The 17053-nt window shown below is 71.9% G+C and carries 16 protein-coding genes; 7 read left to right on the forward strand and 9 right to left on the reverse strand.

Features of this window, described 5'->3' with window-relative positions; all coding sequences use genetic code 11:
• Nucleotides 1-5 precede the first annotated feature (5 nt).
• The 3 genes from AB0C27_RS54845 to AB0C27_RS54855 all read right to left on the reverse strand — a co-directional run bounded on the left by AB0C27_RS54845 (nt 6) and on the right by AB0C27_RS54855 (nt 2803).
• Entirely contained in the window at nt 6-1286 is a 1281-nt protein-coding gene (locus AB0C27_RS54845) for a DUF6596 domain-containing protein (RefSeq protein WP_357862998.1), read from the reverse strand.
• 35 nt (nt 1287-1321) lie between these two features.
• A complete protein-coding gene (locus AB0C27_RS54850) occupies nt 1322-1666 on the reverse strand; it encodes a YciI family protein (protein ID WP_357862999.1) in 345 nt (114 codons plus the stop codon).
• A 99-nt stretch (nt 1667-1765) separates the two neighbouring features.
• Nucleotides 1766-2803, reverse strand: coding sequence for a LuxR C-terminal-related transcriptional regulator (locus AB0C27_RS54855; RefSeq protein WP_357863001.1), 1038 nt, complete (start codon nt 2801-2803; stop codon nt 1766-1768).
• A 17-nt stretch (nt 2804-2820) separates the two neighbouring features.
• On the opposite strand from AB0C27_RS54855, the gene thrS reads away from it, so the two are divergent.
• The 4 genes from thrS (at nt 2821) to AB0C27_RS54875 (ending at nt 7637) form a co-directional block, all read left to right on the forward strand.
• Nucleotides 2821-4188 carry a threonine--tRNA ligase gene (gene thrS / locus AB0C27_RS54860; protein ID WP_357863003.1) on the forward strand — a complete coding sequence of 456 codons (1368 nt, stop codon included), beginning with the start codon at nt 2821-2823 and terminating at the stop codon, nt 4186-4188.
• Between the two features lie 88 nt (nt 4189-4276).
• Nucleotides 4277-6214, forward strand: coding sequence for a TRAP transporter fused permease subunit (locus AB0C27_RS54865; RefSeq protein WP_357863005.1), 1938 nt, complete (start codon nt 4277-4279; stop codon nt 6212-6214).
• A complete protein-coding gene (locus AB0C27_RS54870; RefSeq protein ID WP_357863007.1) occupies nt 6211-7164 on the forward strand; it encodes a TAXI family TRAP transporter solute-binding subunit in 954 nt (317 codons plus the stop codon). The genes AB0C27_RS54865 and AB0C27_RS54870 overlap by 4 nt, the downstream gene beginning before the upstream one ends.
• A gap of 11 nt (nt 7165-7175) precedes the next feature.
• Nucleotides 7176-7637, forward strand: a complete 462-nt coding sequence (locus AB0C27_RS54875) for a DUF1850 domain-containing protein (RefSeq protein ID WP_357863008.1) — start codon at nt 7176-7178, stop codon at nt 7635-7637.
• On the opposite strand, the gene AB0C27_RS54880 is transcribed toward AB0C27_RS54875, so the two are convergent.
• Together AB0C27_RS54880 and AB0C27_RS54885 are read right to left on the reverse strand one after the other, a co-directional pair.
• Nucleotides 7604-8575 (reverse strand): magnesium transporter CorA family protein, encoded by a 972-nt coding sequence (locus AB0C27_RS54880; protein WP_357863010.1) that lies wholly within the window; start codon nt 8573-8575, stop codon nt 7604-7606. The two genes, AB0C27_RS54875 and AB0C27_RS54880, sit on opposite strands and share 34 nt — an antisense overlap.
• Nucleotides 8575-9282 (reverse strand): DUF72 domain-containing protein, encoded by a 708-nt coding sequence (locus AB0C27_RS54885; protein WP_357863012.1) that lies wholly within the window; start codon nt 9280-9282, stop codon nt 8575-8577. Before AB0C27_RS54885 ends, AB0C27_RS54880 begins: the two co-directional genes overlap by 1 nt.
• A gap of 73 nt (nt 9283-9355) precedes the next feature.
• On the opposite strand from AB0C27_RS54885, the gene AB0C27_RS54890 reads away from it, so the two are divergent.
• Nucleotides 9356-10762: a YibE/F family protein gene (locus tag AB0C27_RS54890; protein ID WP_357863014.1), complete on the forward strand. Its 1407-nt coding sequence runs from the start codon at nt 9356-9358 to the stop codon at nt 10760-10762.
• Here AB0C27_RS54890 and AB0C27_RS54895 read toward each other — a convergent pair.
• Nucleotides 10756-11613 (reverse strand): NAD(+)/NADH kinase, encoded by an 858-nt coding sequence (locus AB0C27_RS54895; RefSeq protein ID WP_346110270.1) that lies wholly within the window; start codon nt 11611-11613, stop codon nt 10756-10758. The genes AB0C27_RS54890 and AB0C27_RS54895 overlap by 7 nt on opposite strands.
• A gap of 82 nt (nt 11614-11695) precedes the next feature.
• Between AB0C27_RS54895 and AB0C27_RS54900 the strand changes: the two genes are divergently transcribed.
• A complete protein-coding gene (locus AB0C27_RS54900) occupies nt 11696-12559 on the forward strand; it encodes a DUF72 domain-containing protein (RefSeq protein ID WP_357863016.1) in 864 nt (287 codons plus the stop codon).
• Between the two features lie 11 nt (nt 12560-12570).
• On the opposite strand, the gene AB0C27_RS54905 is transcribed toward AB0C27_RS54900, so the two are convergent.
• The 3 genes from AB0C27_RS54905 to AB0C27_RS54915 form a co-directional block, all read right to left on the reverse strand.
• A complete protein-coding gene (locus AB0C27_RS54905; protein ID WP_357863018.1) occupies nt 12571-13893 on the reverse strand; it encodes an enolase C-terminal domain-like protein in 1323 nt (440 codons plus the stop codon).
• Nucleotides 13894-13904: 11 nt separating this feature from the next.
• Nucleotides 13905-14819 (reverse strand): 5-dehydro-4-deoxyglucarate dehydratase, encoded by a 915-nt coding sequence (kdgD, locus tag AB0C27_RS54910; RefSeq protein ID WP_357863020.1) that lies wholly within the window; start codon nt 14817-14819, stop codon nt 13905-13907.
• 135 nt (nt 14820-14954) lie between these two features.
• Nucleotides 14955-15869 carry a LysR family transcriptional regulator gene (locus AB0C27_RS54915; RefSeq protein ID WP_357863022.1) on the reverse strand — a complete coding sequence of 305 codons (915 nt, stop codon included), beginning with the start codon at nt 15867-15869 and terminating at the stop codon, nt 14955-14957.
• Between the two features lie 171 nt (nt 15870-16040).
• Here AB0C27_RS54915 and AB0C27_RS54920 point away from each other — a divergent pair, with 171 nt between their 5' ends.
• Nucleotides 16041-17048, forward strand: coding sequence for a tripartite tricarboxylate transporter substrate binding protein (locus tag AB0C27_RS54920; protein ID WP_357863024.1), 1008 nt, complete (start codon nt 16041-16043; stop codon nt 17046-17048).
• The last annotated feature ends 5 nt before the right edge of the window (nt 17049-17053 follow it).

The raw sequence follows: 17053 nt of genomic DNA on the forward strand, positions 1-17053 counted from the left end.
GGCGCTCACTCGCAGGACCGCAGTCTGTGGCGCAGGTGGGCTCGCTCCGGCTCGGTGCCGGCCGCGGCGAGTGCCTCCCGGTAGGCCGCGGCGGCCTCGCGGCGGCGGCCCAGCCGCCGCAGCAGGTCGGCCCGGGCCAGCGCGTACGGATGGTAGCCGCGCAGCCGCGGCTCCCCGGCCAGCTCGTCGAGCAGCGCGAGCCCCGCTTCAGGACCGTCGCGCATGGCCACCGCCACCGCCCGGTTGAGCGCCACCACAGGGGACGGCGCGAGCGCGAGCAGCACGTCGTACAGCGCCACGATCTGCGGCCAGTCGGTGGCCGGCCAGTCGGGGGCCTCGTCGTGCAGGGCGGCGATGGCGGCCTGCACCCCGTACGGCCCTGGCGAGCCGCCGGTGAGTGCGGTGACCACCAGCGCCTGGCCCTCCTCGATCATCGGACGGTCCCACAGCGCGCGGTCCTGGTCTCCGAGCAGGACCAGCTCGCCGCCGGGGCCGATCCTGGCGGCGCGGCGGGCGTGGGTCAGCAGCATCAGCCCGAGCAGCCCGGCCACCTCACGCTCGCCGGGCAGCAGCCGGCGCAGGATCCGGGCCAGCCTGATGGCCTCCTCGGCCACGTCCACCCGGAGCAGGCCGGGGCCCGAGCTGGCCGCGTACCCCTCGGTGTAGATCGAGTAGATCACCTGGAGCACGCCGGGCAGCCGGTCGGGCAGCTCGTCCGCGCCCGGCACGCGGAACGGGATGCGCGCCTCGCGGATCTTCTTCTTGGCCCTGACGATCCGCTTGGCCGTGGTGGCGGGCGGGAGCAGGAGGGCGCGCGCGACCTCGGGGGTGGTGAGGCCGGCCAGGCAGCGCAGGGTCAGCGCGATGCGGTCCTCGGCGGGCAGGGCGGGGTGGGCGCAGGTGAAGAAGAGCTGCAGCCGCTCGTCGGGCAGCTCTCCTCCGGTGTCGGCGGCGGTGTCCGCGGGTGGGGCGGGGGCGGCGCGGTCGGCCTCCACCTGGAGGACGGCCAGGCGGGCGGCGTACGCGCGGTCCCGCCGCAGCCGGTCGACGGCCTTGCGCCGGGCGGTGGTCAGCAGCCACGCGCCGGGCTTCGACGGGACCCCGCCGGCCGGCCAGTGCACCAGCGCCGCCTCGATCGCCTCAGAGGCGACCTCCTCGGCCAGGTCCAGGTCGCCGAAGCGGCGGACCAGGGCGGCGAGCAACCGCCCGCGCTCCTCACGAAAGACCGCCTCGACGGAGCTCCCCACCGCCTCCACAGGCCCCATCGAGCCCTCGTCATCGCCCACAGCCGTCATCACCTCACGCCCTCGGCCGGATCGCGTCAGTCGAAGTCGGCGATCGGGCGGACCACGACCGAGCCGCCCCCGCGCGCCCCCGGGCAGCGGGCCGCCCAGTCGAGCGCCACGTCGAGGTCGGGCACGTCGATCACGAAGTAGCCGCCGAGCACCTCCCGCGTCTCGGCGAACGGCCCGTCGGTGATGGCCCGCTCCCCCGCCCCGTTCACCCGGACGACGGTGGCGGTGGTGAGGTCGGCCAGCGAGTGGCCCGTGACGAAGACGCCCGACTCCTTGACGGTCTTGTCGTAGGTCACCCACTCCTCGAACGACGCCGCGTCGCAGTTGGGCTCGTCCGTGGTGGGGCTGTTGATGAGCAGCATGTACTTCATATCCGGCTCTCCTGTGTCGTCGTTCGTACGGCGCCGTCCGCCGCTTCCCTATGACGACGAACGGCGTCCGGGCGGAAGGACAGGCCCAGGAAAGAAGTTTCACACGTCGAGCCGGCACAGCCCTTCGGCCAGCGCTTTGGTGGTCAGGCGGGTGCGGCTGTCGCAGCCCAGCTTGGCGAAGATGTGCTCCAGGTGGGTGGTGACCGTGCGGACGCTGAGCACGAGCGCGGCCGCGATCTGCGGGTTGGAGTCGCCGGCCGCCACCCGGGTGAGCACGTCGAGCTCGCGGCCGGTCAGCTCGTACGGCAGCACGCACGGCCGCTCGGCCGCCACCGCGCCCTGCAGCGTGCCCTGGTAGCCGACGCCCGCCCGCAGCAGCCGCACCTCGTGCCAGCGGCCGCCGGCGCCGAGCCAGAGCCCGTGCCTGCTGAGCTCGCGCGAGTCGATGAACTCCCGCGCGCGGGCGGCCATCGCCGGGTCGTCGCGCAGCGCGGCCGAGATCTCGCGCCCGGGCACCTCGCGCCGCGTGCCGAGCCGGTCGAACGCCACCGCGCGGAAGTCGGGCGGCAGCCCCACCGGGTCGATCACGCACCGGTTGAGGTCGGTGAGGTGCGCCAGCATCGGGCTGACCGCGCTCACCAGGGCTCCGGTGCGCCGGGGGAAGGCGTCTCTGGTCGCCAGGTGCAGCAGCCCCGTGTAGCGGCCCTCGTCGAGGAAGAGCGGCGCGGTCAGCCCGGCCCGCCAGCCGTAGGGGGCCAGGTGGCGGCGGAAGTAACGCTCGGTGCCGGGCTCGGGCATGCCGACCGGCGCGCGGGTGGCCATGGCCCTGCGGTACGCGTCAAGGCCGGCGTATTCCTCGGCCGCGTCGTGGTCGATGCGCGGATGGCCGTCGGAGACGACGCTGTGGTGGCGCCCGGTGGCGGGGTCGTAGGCGACGAACTCGTAGGCGTCGAGCGGGACCACGCGGCGCAGCGCCGCCATCGCCCCGTGGGCGCCACCGCCGCCCGCGACCTGGAAGCCGACCTCGGCGAACGCCTGCACCTGCCGCGCGTCCACGGTGATCACGCCGCCGCCCACGCCGCTAGGATCCACACCGGCGCGGCCCATGCCGCTGTGGCCATCGCCGCTCCGGCTCATGCAGCTCTTTATATCATTTGCCGAAATCAGCCCGTGGCTTTGCCGAATCCCGGCCAGGGACGCCCCGCGAGGCCGGGTGCTATGGTCGTACGCATGCAGCGCGCTCTCGTCACGACGACGCCGGACACCGTCCCGGCGCGCTGATCGCATGCTTCCCGGGCGGACGCCCGGGAGCCTGGTCGTTCGCCCTTTCCCTGGAAAGGATGATCATGAACGACCATCGCAGACTCGGCCGCGAGCTGGGCATCTTCGACACCGACCCGCTGATCGGCTCCGGCCTGCCCTACTGGCTGCCCGCCGGCGCGGCGGTGCGCAAGGCGATCGAGGACTACGTCCACGAGCTGGAACGCCGCAACGGCTACCAGCACGTCAACTCGCCGGTCCTGGGCAAACGCGAGCTCTACGAGCGATCGGGCCACTGGGCCCACTACGCCGAGGACATGTGGCCGCCGATGAAGGTGGGCGGGGAGGAGTTCGTGCTGCGGCCGAGCCTGTGCCCGCACCACGCGCTGATCTGCCGCTCGCGCCCGCGCAGCCATCGTGACCTGCCGCTGCGGATCGCCGAGCTGGGCGGCATGTACCGCTCCGAGCTGTCCGGGGTGCTCGGCGGGCTCAGCAGGGTGCGGGCCATCCAGCTCAACGACGGCCACGTCTTCTGCGCTCCCGAGCAGGCCGCGCAGGAGGTGTCGGCGGCGCTGGACCTGATCGAGGCCGCGCACGAGCGGCTCGGCATCAGAGCCGCCCGCTACCGGCTCTCGCTGCGCGGTGAGGGCGCCAAGTTCGTGGACGACCCCGCCATGTGGTCGCGCTCGGAGTCGCTCCTGCGCGACGTGCTGGCAGAACGCGGGCGCGCGTACGACGAGGAGCGCGGCGAGGGCGCCTTCTACGGCCCGAAGATCGACATCCAGATCGAGGATCCGGCCGGCCGCGAGTCCACCCTGTCCACCGTCCAGGTCGACTACTTCCAGCCGGAGCGCTTCGACCTGCGCTACGCGGGCGGCGGGCGGCCCGTCATGGTGCACCGCAGCGTCGTCGGCGGCATCGAGCGGCTGGTCGCGCATCTGGTCGAGGTGCACGGCGGCGCGTTTCCCGCCTGGATGGCGCCCGTGCAGGCCGTGGTGCTGCCGCTGTCGGACGCCGAGCTGCCGGCCGCGGGTGAGGTGCTGCGCCGCTGCGTGGCCTCGGGGCTGCGGGCGGAGCTGGCGCCGGCCGACCGGGGCAGCCTGGGTGCCAGGATCAGGGCGCACCGGCTGGTGCCGTACCAGCTCGTGGTGGGGCCGCGTGAGGCGGCGAGCGGGGGCGCGGCGGTGCGGATGCGCGACGGCAGCCAGGCCGGCGAGGTACCGGTCGAGCAGCTCGCCGCAAGATCGCGGCCGTTCGGCTGATCAATGGAGATCAATCTAATAACGGAGGGTTCCCGAAGCGTGTAACCGGCTCGTACAGTCCCTGCAACGCCGTGTCGGGGAGGAAGACTTGACCGAGCTGAGCGACCGTGAGGCCGAGTTGCTCTCGGCACACGAGCAGGAGCGTCCGGCCCGGCAGCTGGGCGGGCCGCTCCGGCTCGGCGTCTGGGTCGTGGGCGGCCTGCTGTCGGTCTATTCGCTGCTGGTGGTGTTCCGCCCGGTGGAGGCGATCGAGCACCGGATGACGTTCCTGGCGGTGGCGCTGCCGCTGGTCTTCCTCTGCTACCGCTCGGGGCTGGCCACGCGCGTGCGGCGGCTGCTGCGGCGTCCCGCGCCCGCCCCTCGCGAGGGCGGGGCGGAGTGGCCGACCGTGGCCGACTGGTTGCTGGCGGCGGCGTCGCTGGCGGTGCTCGTCTATCCGCTGGCCGACATGGACGGCTTCCGCGACCGCGGCTCGGGCGCGGCGATGACCGACCTGGACATCCTGGCGGGCGTCGTGCTGACGGTGCTGCTGCTGGAGGCGGTACGCAGGACCGTCGGCGCCATCTTCTCCGTCATCTGCGTGCTGTTCCTGCTCTACACCTACTACGTCGCGGCGCTGCCGATCGACTGGATCGTCTCGCAGCTCTACACCGGCACCGAGGGCTTCTTCGGGGTGCCGATGCAGGTCGCCGCCAGCTACATCATCCTGTTCACGATCTACGGCGCGGTGCTCGACCACTCGGGCGCGAGCGCGTTCTTCATCGACCTGAGCTTCGCCGCCTTCCGCAGATCACGGGCCGCCCCCGGCCGCACGGTCACCACGGCCGGATTCCTGCTCGGCACCGTCTCGGGCTCGGGCGTGGCCACCACGGTCAGCCTGGGCAGCGTGGCCTGGCCCGTGCTGCGGCGGGCCGGCTATCCGAAGGAGGCGGCCGGCGGGATCCTCGCGGCCGGGGGCATCGGCGCCATCCTGTCGCCGCCCACGCTGGGCGCGGCGGCGTTCATCATCGCCGAATATCTCGGTACGGGCTATCTCCAGGTCCTGCTGTACGCGACGATCCCCACGATCCTGTACTACCTGGGCATCTTCCTGGCCATCGAGATCGACTCGCGCCGTTTCGGCACCCACACCGTGGACGTGGACGCGCCCAGGATCGGGCGGCTGCTGCTGCGCTTCGGCTACCACTTCAGCTCGCTCATCCTCATCGTCGTGCTGATGGCGCTGGACCGCTCGGCGTTCCAGTCGGTGGTGATCGCCACGGCGGTCGCGTTCCTGCTGTCGTTCCTCGACCCGAAGCACCGGATGGGCCCCAAGCGGGTCGGCCAGGCGCTGGCCAAGGGCACGCTGGAGGTGCTGCCCGTCACCGCGGTCTGCGCCGCGGCCGGCATCATCGTCGGCGCGATCACGCTGACGGGCCTCGGCCAGGACCTCGCCGACATCATCATCGGCATCGGCGCGGGCAACCTGGTGCTCACCACGGTCATGGCGGCGCTGGCGGTGCTGCTGCTCGGCCTGGCCGTGCCGGTGACGGCCAGCTTCATCATCACGGCGGTCATCATCGCGCCGGCGCTCTTCGAACTCGGCGTGGAGCGGCCGGAGGCGTACATGTTCATCTTCTACTACGCGGTGCTGTCGGAGGTGAGCCCGCCGACCGCCCTGTCGGCCGTCGCGGCGGCGGCGATCACCGGCGGCAACACGTACAAGACCATGATGATGACCTGGCGTTACACGCTGCCGGCCTTCCTGGTGCCGTTCGCCTTCGTGCTGACGCCGAACGGGCAGGCGCTGCTCGGGCAGGGGCCGATCGGGACCGTGCTGCTGATGACCGCAGTCTCCGCGGTCGCGGTCGCCGCCCTGGCCGTGGCCACGGGCGGGATGGCCGCCTGGCCGGAACGCCTGCTGGCGGCGGTGGCCGCCGTGCTCCTGCTCTTTCTCGAACCTGTTCCGATCGTCGCCGGTCTGGCCGTCCTGGGGGTGGCCGCCGTCGTGCATCTCGTCAGAAGAAGGAGAAGGGACCCAGCGTGAAGCGAATACTCACGATAGTCGCCACCGCACTCCTGTTGGCGGCGGCGGGTTGCGGAGGCGGTGGCGTGCGAGGGGGCTCGGGCAACCGGATCTTCATCGCCACCGGCGGCACGACCGGCGTCTACTACGTGTACGGCGGCGGCCTGGCCAAGCAGCTGTCGGCGAACATCCCCGGCACCCAGGCCACCGCGTCGGTCACCTCGGCCTCGGTCGAGAACATCAAGCTCCTGGTCTCCGGCAAGGCCCAGCTCGGCTTCTCCCAGGCCGACACCGCCGCCGACGCCGTCAACGGCAAGGACACCTTCACCGGCAAGCAGCCGATCAAGGCCCTGGCCCGCATCTACGACAACTACACCCACCTGGTGGTCGCCTCCGGCGTCGCCGCGAACAGGGTCGCCGACCTGAAGGGCAAGCGCGTCTCGCTCGGGCCGGCCAACTCCGGCACCCAGGTCATCGCGCGGCGTGTGCTGGAGGCGGCCGGGCTCGATCCCGACGCCGACATCACCAAGCAGCAGCTGTCGATCAACGAGTCGGTGCAGGCCGCCAAGGACGGCACCATCGACGCCTTCTTCTGGGTCGGCGGCCTGCCCACGGCGGGCATCACCGACCTGGCCGCGAGCAAGCCGGACATCAAGATCCTCGACACCACCGACGTGCTGCAGAAGATGCAGGCCACCTACGGCCAGCAGTACGTGCCGCTGGACGTGGACCTGACGCTCTACAAGCTGACCGGCGCGGTCAAGACCGTCGGCATCGCGAACGTGCTGCTGGTGCCCGACTCGATGGACGAGCAGCTCGCGTACGACATCACCAAGACGCTCTTCGAGAAGAAGGCGGAGCTGTCGGCCGTGCACCCGGAGGCCAAGAAGCTGGACCCGGCGCTGGGCCAGCAGGTGACCCCGGTCGAGCTGCACCCCGGCGCGGCGCGTTACTACAAGGAGAAGGCCTGACCCGGCTGCTCGTGGCGCTGGCCGCCGTCGCCGCGCTCGGCGCCGGCGGCGGCGCCGGCCACCTGACCGTGAACGGCCTGCCCGTCGTCGGGGGCCGCTTCTCGATCGGGTACGTGCATTCGATCTACCGGGCGCCCTCCGCGGAGGTGTTCACCGTGGAGGGCCGCCGGTTCACCATGCGGGAAGTGCTCTCGCGCAACGAGGGCGTGCTCGACTACTACGCGGTAGAGGGCGAACGCGTCCGCGTCCCCGGGGGCCTGTGGAAGCTGGTGCTGGCCGAGCCGGTCGCGTACGAGTCGCTGTCGCTGCTCACGACCTCGATCGGGCGCAGGACCGTGATCTCCGGCGGGCGCTGCCTGCCCCTCTTCCCCGCCGAGGGCGAGGTGCGCCTGGCACTGCGGCTCACGCCCGGCACGCGGGGCGAGCCCTGCCGCCCGCCCTACAACCAGTCCTTCTTCTTGAACACCGCGTAGAGCCCCACCGACGTCACCGCCACCAGGACCGTGGACACCCAGAAGCCCCAGGACGTCCCCGAGCCGGGATAGGGGATGTTCTGCCCGTAGAAGCCGGTGATCATGGTGGGCACCGCGATGATCGCGGCCCAGCCCGTGAGCCGCTTCATGATCTCGTTGAGCCGGAAGCCCTGCTGGGCCAGGCGGGTGTCGGCGGCGTTCGCGAGCATGTCGCGGACCGCCTCCACCCACTCGGTCGCGCGCAGGACGTGGTCGAGGACGTCCTGGTAGTAGGGCGTCATCTCGGGATCGGCGACGATGTCCTGGCCGCGGCGCATCAGGGTGCCGATCACCTCCCGCATCGGCAGGACGATCTTGCGCAGCCTGGTGGTGTTCTTGCGCAGGACGAACAGGGAGCGTTGCAGCTCCTTGGCGTCGTGCACCTGCCCCTCGAACAGGTCGTCCTCCAGCGCCTCCGCCTGCGCGTCGAGGTCCTGCACCAGCTCGAACTGGCCGTCCACCACGTAGTCGAGCAGGCCGTGCAGCAGGAACGTGACGCCGTGGCGGGCCATGCGGGCACTCGCGTCCCAGCGCCTGACCACCTCGTCGATGGGGAAGTGCTCGTTCTCCCTGACGGTGACCAGGGCGTTGCCGGTGACGAAGATGTCGACCTCCACGGGGTGCAGCCTGCCCTCTTCGAGGTGCAGCCCGTAGACGGTGATGAACAGGTGGTTGTCGTAGACGTCCACCTTCGGCCGCTGGTGGTCGGAGAAGACGTCCTCGACGGCCAGCTCGTGCAGTCCCAGTTCCTCGCTGATCAGCGCCAGGTCGGACGGCGAGGGGGCGCACAGATCGAACCAGACCGTGTTCCCCGGATCGGACACATGGTCGGAGACCTCCTCGATGGGGAAGCCTTCCCTCTCGAGGACGCCGTTCCGGTAGAGACGCGTGTGCAGCACTAGAGGAGTGTGGCAAATCGTCTCGCGTTACGCACGGCGGCCCCTCCTGGATCGTTGTTGAAGTAGACGTAGGCGTCCGGCCAGCCGGCCTCGCGGATCCGGCCCGCCCAGGTCCGCAGGGCGCGCTCGCCGTACTCGAAGCCCGCGCGGCCCTCGTGCAGGCGTACGTAGCCCCAGCCGGTCGTGCGCCAGAGCGGGCCGGTGGGGCGGCTGCGGCGGTCGGCCCAGCACAGCGCGGCCGAGCGGGCGGTCAGGATGGCGCGCACCTCCTCGCTCCACCACGACGGGTGGCGCGGCTCGACGGCCACCCTGACGTGGCCGGGGAAGCAGGCCAGGCACCGGTCGAGGCGATCAGGGTCGGCCTTCAGCGTCGGCGGGAGCTGCAGCAGGATCGGGCCGAGCTTGTCCTTCAGCTCCGAGGCGGCGCCCATCAGGCGCGCGACCGGCTCCTCGGGGTCGGCCAGCCGCTTGATGTGGGTGAGGAACCTGCTCGCCTTGACCGCCATCACGAAGCCGGGCGGCGTACGGTCGCGCCAGGAGGCGAACGACTCGGGGCTCGGCAGCCGGTAGAAGGCGTTGTTGCTCTCGACGGTGGGGAACTCCGCCGCGTACGTCTCCAGCCAGAGCCGCTGCGGCACGCCCGGCGGATACAGGGGTCCGCGCCAGTCCTTGTACTGCCATCCGGAAGTGCCCACCAGCCAGGTCATGCCGTTGGCCCTACCCCGGGGGCCCGGGTGCAGTACTGTCCTGAGTCGTCTGCCGAGGAGGACCTTTCACGCGATGGGCGCCAATCACGTCCACGGCACCGCCGTACCCCGTTCGCGCCGCACGGTGATGGCCGGTCTGGCCGTCCTGGTGCCGCTGGCGATCATCACGCTGACCGCGCTGCTGTGGCTGTGGCCCGACGGCGCCGGCAAGGGCGCCGCGCCCGCCGAGGGCGGCGTCGAGCGGCTCACCGGCACCGTGGTCGGGGTCACGCTCGGCCGCTGCCCCGCCCCTTCCGAGGGGCTGCCCGCGCCCGACCCCGCCACGTGCGGCCAGGCCGTCGTCAAGGTCGGGGACGGTCCCGACGCGGGCAAGGACGTCGAGTTGCGCCTGCCGGGCGGGCCGGGGGCGCAGCGCTTCACCGTCGACGACGACGTGATCCTGCTGCGCGGGCCCGACGGGGCCTACCAGATCTCCGACCACGACCGGGCGCTGCCGCTGTGGCTGTTCGGGGCCGCGTTCGCGCTGGCGGTGATCGCGTTCGGGCGCTGGCGCGGGGTGACGGCGCTGGTGGGGCTGGCGGTGACGTTCGTGCTGCTGCTGACGTTCGTCATCCCCGGGATCCTGGAGGGGCGGCCGCCCATGCTGGTGGCCATCGTGGGGGCGGCGGCGATCATGCTGGCGGTCCTCTACCTGACCCACGGGTTCTCGCTGTCCACGTCCGTGGCCGTGCTGGGCACGCTGGCCAGCCTGGCGCTCACGGGGCTGCTGTCGTACGGCGCGCTGGGGTTCGCCCGGCTCAACGGGATCACCGACGACAGCGCGCTCGCCCTGGACATGAGCCTGTCCATCGACACGCAGGGGCTGCTGCTGGCCAGCATCATCATCGGCGCGCTCGGCGTGCTCGACGACGTCACGGTCACGCAGGCGGTGACGGTGGCCGAGCTCGCCCGCGCCAACCCGTCCTACGGCTTCGCCCGCCTCTACCGGGCGGCCGGCCGCATCGGGCGCGCGCACATCGCCTCGGTGATCAACACGATCATCCTGGCGTACGCGGGGGCGTCGCTGCCGCTGCTGCTGCTGTTCAGCATCGGGCAGCAGCCGCTGGGCGAGGTGATGACGACGCCGGTCATCGCGCAGGAGATCGTCCGCAGCATCGTCGGCACGCTCGGCCTCATCGCGGCCGTCCCCATCACCACGGCCCTGGCCGCCCTGACGGCCTCCCGGCACCGGGACGAGCCCGCGCACGACGACGAGCCGCACTCCCCCGACTCTCAGGAGCGGGCCGGCTCACGGCGGCGGCGGAAGCGGCGGGACGAGGACGACGACTTCTTCGCGCCGCAGCCGGACGACGACGAATTCTTCGCGACCCGCTCACGTCAGGACGGCGGGCCCGCGCCCCGTGCCGCCACGCCGCCGCCGGACGGCGGAAGCTTCTTCACGCCGCAGTCGCGTCCCGGCCGGCACCAGAGCCGTCAGTAGGCTTCGGCGCTGCCGTCCACGCGCAGCTTGCGCCGGGCGCGTTCGTAGAAGGTGGTGCCCACCCGGACCACGTTGGCCGCGCCCGGCCAGGCGGTGACCGTCAGGCTGTCACCGGGGCACAGATGCCCCATGACGGCCCCGTCGACCTCCACCGCCAGCCGCCCGCTGCTCGGCAGCACCTGCAGCGTCACCTCCTCGTCGGCGGGCAGCACCAGGGCCCGGTTGAAGGAGGAGTGGGCGGCGGCGGCCACGACGAGGATCGCCTCCACCCTGGGCGAGACGATCGGCCCTCCGGCGGAGAAGCTGTAGGCGGTCGAGCCGGTGGAGGTGGCCACGATGACGGCGTCGGCGGCGTAGCGGACGAAGGGGCTGCCCGACGGGGTGACGGACACTCCGGCCAGCCCGTCGCCGGGGGTCCTGACGAGGGCGATGTCGTTGAAGGCCGTCACGCTCGCGCCCGCCACGATGCAGCGGATGGCCATGCGCGGCTCGATGCTGTATTCGTGCGCGTCGATCGCCGACAGCGTCTCGGACAGCTCGTCCACGTCGATCTCGGCCAGGAACCCGAGCCGCCCGAGGTTGACGCCGAGGATGGGGGTCGGTCGCCCGGCCAGCAGCCGCATGGTGCGCAGCATCGTGCCGTCGCCGCCCAGCCCCACCAGCAGGTCGGCCCGCTCCACCATGCTGGCGGCGTCGACCGGCACGGCGGTGCAGTCGATGCGGCCCACCTCCTCGGGCAGGCCGAGCACGGTGGCGCCCTTGCCGGCGGCCCACCGCAGGATCGTGTCGATCGCCTGCTTGGAGTCGCGGCGGGGATGCAGCACCAGCCCGACCGTCCCGATCATGCCCATGCGCCCACCTTACGACGGCCGGGGACGCCGGCCCGCCAGTGGCCCGGCGTCCCGTCGCGTGATCTCCGCTAACGTCGGATCCATGCGGCTTCACGTGGGATGCGCGATGTGGACACACGCGCGCTGGCGCGGACGTTTCCTGCCCGGCCACCTCGACCAGGGCGACCGCCTGCGGGCCTACGCGAGCTGGTGCGACGCCGTGGAGGGCAACACCACGTTCTACGCGACCCCGTCACGGGCGGCGGTGGAGTCCTGGGCGGCCCAGACCGATCCCGGTTTCCGGTTCGTGATCAAGCTGCCGAAGCCGATCACCCACGAACGCCGCCTCAGGGGCGCCGAGGCGGACGTGGCCGCGTTCCTGGACGTCATGGAGCCGCTGGGCCCGCGTGTGCACGCGTTCTGGATCCAGCTTCCCGGCTCGTTCTCCCCTGCCGAGCTGGGCGCCCTGGCCGCGTTCCTGCGCGCGCTGCCCGGCGGGCACCGCTACGCCGTCGAGGTGCGTCACCGTGCCTTCTTCGAGGACGAGCGCTCGGCGCGGCTGCTGGAGCGGGTGCTGGCGACCGTGTCGGCCGAGTGGGTCCCGTTCGACACGACCGTGATGTTCGCGAGCCCGCCCACCAGCGACGCCGAGCGCGACGCCTGGACGAAGAAGCCGCGCGTGCCCCGGCGGACCCGCGCGCTCACCGCGCATCCGATCGTCCGCTACCTCGGCCGCGACGACGAGGAGCGGACGGTCGAGGGCTGGCGGCCGTGGGTGGAGACGGTGGCGGAGTGGCTGCGCGAGGGGCGCTCGCCCACGGTGTTCGTGCACACGCCGGACAACGCGGAGGCGCCGCGGCTGGCCCGCCGTTTCCACGACGAGGTACGCGCCCGCGTCCCCGCGCTGGCCCCGCTGCCCGAGCCGATGCCCCTGGAGAGCCCCGACGAGCCGCTGACCCTCTTCTGATCAGAACAGGGTCAGCGAACGAGGCAGGGGCGCTTGGGGTCGAAGACCCAGCCCTCCACCAGATATCGCATGGCCACGGCGTCGTCGCGGGCGCCGAGGCCGTGGCGCAGGTAGAGCTCGTGCGCCCGCTCCAGCGCCTCCCGGTCCAGCTCGACGCCGAGCCCCGGCGTGGCAGGCACGTCGATCGCGCCGCCGGTGATCTGGAACGGCTTCGTCGTCAGCGCCTGGCCGTCCTGCCAGATCCAGTGCGTGTCCAGCGCCGTGATCTCGCCCGGAGCGGCGGCCCCGACGTGGGTGAACATCGCGAGTGAGATGTCGAAGTGGTTGTTGGAGTGCGAGCCCCACGTCAGCCCGAAGTCGTGGCAGAGCTGGGCCACCCGCACCGACCCCGCCATGGTCCAGAAGTGCGGGTCGGCGAGCGGGATGTCCACGGCGTCCGAGCGGACGGCGTGGGCCAGCTCCCGCCAGTCCGTGGCGATCATGTTGGTCGCCGTCGGCAGCCCGGTGGCCCGCTTGAACTCGGCCATGGTCTCCCGCCCCGAGAAGCGGCCCTCCGCCCCGCACGGGTCTTCGGCATAGGCCAGGACGCCGCCGAGCCCCCGGCAGAGCCGGACGGCGTCGGCCAGCAGCCAGCCGCCGTTGGGGTCGAGGGTGACCCGGGCGTCGGGGAAGCGGCGGGCCAGCGCGGTGACCGCCTCGATCTCCTGCTCGCCGGCCAGCACGCTGCCCTTGAGCTTGAAGTCGGTGAAGCCGTAACGCTCCTGGGCGGCCTCGGCCAGCGCGACCACCGCGTCGGGGGTGAGCGCCTCGCGGCGGCGCAGCTCGGACCAGCGGTCGCCGGCGCCGTCGTCCACGAGGTAGGGCAGGTCGGTCTTTCCCGGATCGCCGACGTAGAACAGGTAGCCCAGCATCGGCACCCGGTCGCGCTGCCGGCCCTCGCCGAGCAGGTCGGCCACGGGCAGGCCGAGGAACTGGCCGTGCAGGTCGAGCAGGCAGGACTCCAGGCCGGTGACGGCGTGGACGGTGGTGCGCAGGTCGAAGGTCTGCTGCCCGCGCCCGCCCGCGTCGCGGCCGGCGAACCGCTCGGCGACCGAGCGCAGCAGCGTGCGGTATCGGGCCACCGGCCGGCCGGTCAGCAGCCCGGCCGCCTCCTCGACGGTCTTGCGGATGGCCTCGCCGCCGGGCACCTCGCCCAGCCCGGTGCGGCCGTCGGAGTCGGTGACGATGACGACGTTGCGGGTGAAGAACGGCCCGTGCGCGCCGCTGAGGTTGAGCAGCATGCTGTCGTACCCGGCGACCGGCACGACCTCGACGCCGCTGATGGTGGGTGACATGCGCCCCGCCCCTAGCTGATCTTGTTGATGAGGGCGGTCAGCTCGGCGAGCTCGCCGTCCTTCAGGTTCTGCAGCGGCGGGCGCACCGGCCCCGCCGGACGGCCGACGGCGGTCAGGCCCGCCTTGATGATCGACACAGCGTACCCCTTCATCCGGTCGCGGATGTCGAGGTAGGGGATGACGAACTCGCGGATGCGCCGGTAGACGGCCTCGCGGTCCTGGGCGCGGACGTCGGCGTAGAAGTCGAGCGCGTACTGCGGCACGAAGTTGAAGATCGCCGAGGAGTACGTGCTCATGCCGAGCTGCAGCAGCGGCAGGGCGAAGGTCTCGGCCGTGGGCAGGCCGCCGATGTAGGCCAGGCGGTCGCCGACGGCGGCGTAGATGCGGGTGAGGTTCTCGATGTTCCCGACGCCGTCCTTGAAGCCCACGAGCGTCTCGTTCCGCTCGGCCAGGGCCGCCACGGAGCGGTCGTTCAGCACGGCGTTGGCCCGGCTGTAGACGATCACGCCCAGGCCGGTGGCGGCGCAGACCGCGGAGACGTGCTCGACCAGGCCCTCCTGACCGGCCTCCGTGAGGTAAGGAGGCATCAGCAGCACGCCGTCGGCCCCGGCGGCCTCGGCCGCCTTGGCCTGGGCCACGGCGGTCGCGGTGCCGCCGGTGGCGGGGGCCACGACCGGGAGCCTGCCGTTCACCTCGTCCACCGCCACCCGTACCACGCGGTCGATCTCGGCGGCGGTCAGCGAGAAGCCCTCGCCGGTGCCGCCGGCTGCGAACAGGCCGGCCACCGGATATCCGCTCAGCCAGGACAGGTGATCGCGGTAGGCGGCCTCGTCGAACTCCAGCTCGGCGGTGAAATGCGTGACGGGGAAGGAGAGCAGGCCGCTCTTGAGCCGCGTGGCGAGCTCTTGTGGGGAGTAACTGGGCATCGCGGGCGCTCCTCGCTTCACATGCGGCTGTGGGATCTCCCCGCACCGCCGGTAAGGTCTGACGCTCGCCAGGCTAAGGAGGTGGGACAATTCCTGTCCAAGTGCGATTCTGAATCCGGTGATACCGGCAGGGCATCATGGTCCCAGGGCGGGCAGCAGTTCCAGCACGCGGCCGAGCGCGGGGTTGGTCGAGGTGCGGTCCCAGATGACGTGCAGCTCGACGGGTTCGCCTGAGCCGCCGCCGTCGTCGAGGGGGTCGCCGCCGCCGCGGACGAGGTCGCAGAAGGAGACGCCGTCCACGCCGAGCGAGCGCGCGCTGGCCGGGGCCAGGGCGACGCCGCGACCGGCCGCCACGAGCAGCACGGCGGTGAGGATCTGGTGCACCTGCTGCTCGATGCGCGGATGGGCGTTGGTGAGGAAACGGACGGTCAGCTCGTGGAAGTAACGCGACTGGACCGGGTTGTAGCTGACCACCGGCAGGCCGTCGAAGTCGTCGGGCGCGAGCGGCCGGCCCAGCTCGGCCAGCCGGTGCCCGGCGGGCACCACCGCGCACAGCGGCTCGCGGAAGACCACGCGGGAGTCGAGCGTGGCGATGTCGAACGGCGGGCGGGCCAGGCCCAGGTCGAGTTCGCCGCGCAGCAGGCCGTCCACCTGCCCGGCGGTCACCCGTTCGTGCAGGATGACGTCGATCTCGGGCAGCCGCTCCGACAGCCGCCGCAGCAGCGCGCCCAGCATGCTGATCGCCGAGACGGCGGTGAACCCGAGGCGTACGGTGCCCGCCGCGCCGCTGGCGATCCTGCGGGCCCGATCGCCCGCCGTGTCGACGAGCGAGAGCATGCGCCGCGCGTCGTCCAGGAAGGCGCGACCGGCGTCGGTGAGGACCACGCGCCGGTTGTCGCGCTCCAGCAGAGTCACGCCGACCGAGCGCTCCAGCTTCTGGATGTGACGGCTGAGCGGGGGCTGGGTCATGCGCAGCCGGTCGGCCGCGCGGCCGAAGTGCAGCTCCTCGGCGACGGCCACGAAGGCCCGGATCTGATCCAGTGTCAGCATGATGCGCGTAGAGTATCATTCGATACCAAATTGAGCCTGGACAGGCATCGAGGCACGTCCATAGTCTCCGGAGACTGACGAGCGGAAACCTTGCCGTAACCTTACGCAACCCCCTCACTCCGCTCCATAGCACACCACGGGCGGCATTCCGCCCGGGCAAAGGAGAAGTCCATGCCGACATCTCGGCCAGCCTCCCGCCGCATCCTCGTGAGCGTCGCCGGCGCTGCCGCCGCGATCGCGCTGACGGCGTGTGGCGGCGTCAAGACGACCTCCTCCGGTGGCGGCGACGGCGAATATCCGTCCGGCAACATCGAGTTCAGCGTCGGCGCCTCCGCCGGCGGCTCGACCGACCTCATCACCCGGGCGCTCGCCCAGGGCATGGCCAAGGAGCTCGGCGTCTCCGCGCCCGTGCTCAACAAGCCCGGTGCCAACGGCGCGCTCAACGCCAAGGAGCTGCAGTCGGCCAAGCCCGACGGCTACAAGATCGCCGTGCAGAACGCCTCGCTCTTCACGATCACGCCGCTCACGGTGTCGGCCGCCGAGGCCACGAAGATCGACTCGTTCGACGTCATCACCGGTATCTCGCGCGACGACTACGTCATGGCGACCAACTCCCAGTCCGGCTACAAGTCCATCGAGGACATGAAGAAGGCCGGCAAGACGATCCGCTACGGCACCACGGGCGTCGGCACCGGCGCGCAGCTCGCCTCGGCGCTGACGTTCAAGACCGCCGGCATCGAGGCCACGGCCGTGCCGTTCGACGGCGGTGCCCCCGCCCTGACCGCCCTGCTGGGCAACCAGGTCGACGTCTCCACCATGCAGATCGGCGAGGCCATCGAGAACGTCAAGGCGGGCAAGCTCGTGCCGCTCGCCGTCTTCTCGAAGGAGCGCATCCCCTACCTGCCGGACGTGAAGACGGCCAAGGAGCAGGGCTTCGACGTCCTGGTGACGCAGTACCGCTTCCTGACCGCGCCCAAGGGCACGCCGGAGAACGTCAAGACCAAGCTGCTCGACGCCGCGAAGAAGGTGTTCGCCACGCCGGAGTACAAGAAGTTCAACGAGGAGAACTCGCTCACCCCGATGGAGGTCGCGCCGCAGGAGGTGCTCACCTCGCTGCAGAACGACTCCACCACGTACAAGGCGCAGCTGGACAAGTTCGGCATCAGCCTGGCCGGCTGAGCGCG

Origin of the sequence: Nonomuraea sp. NPDC048882, assembly GCF_040649755.1 — a bacterium.
Classification (GTDB): Bacteria; Actinomycetota; Actinomycetes; order Streptosporangiales; family Streptosporangiaceae; genus Nonomuraea; species Nonomuraea maheshkhaliensis.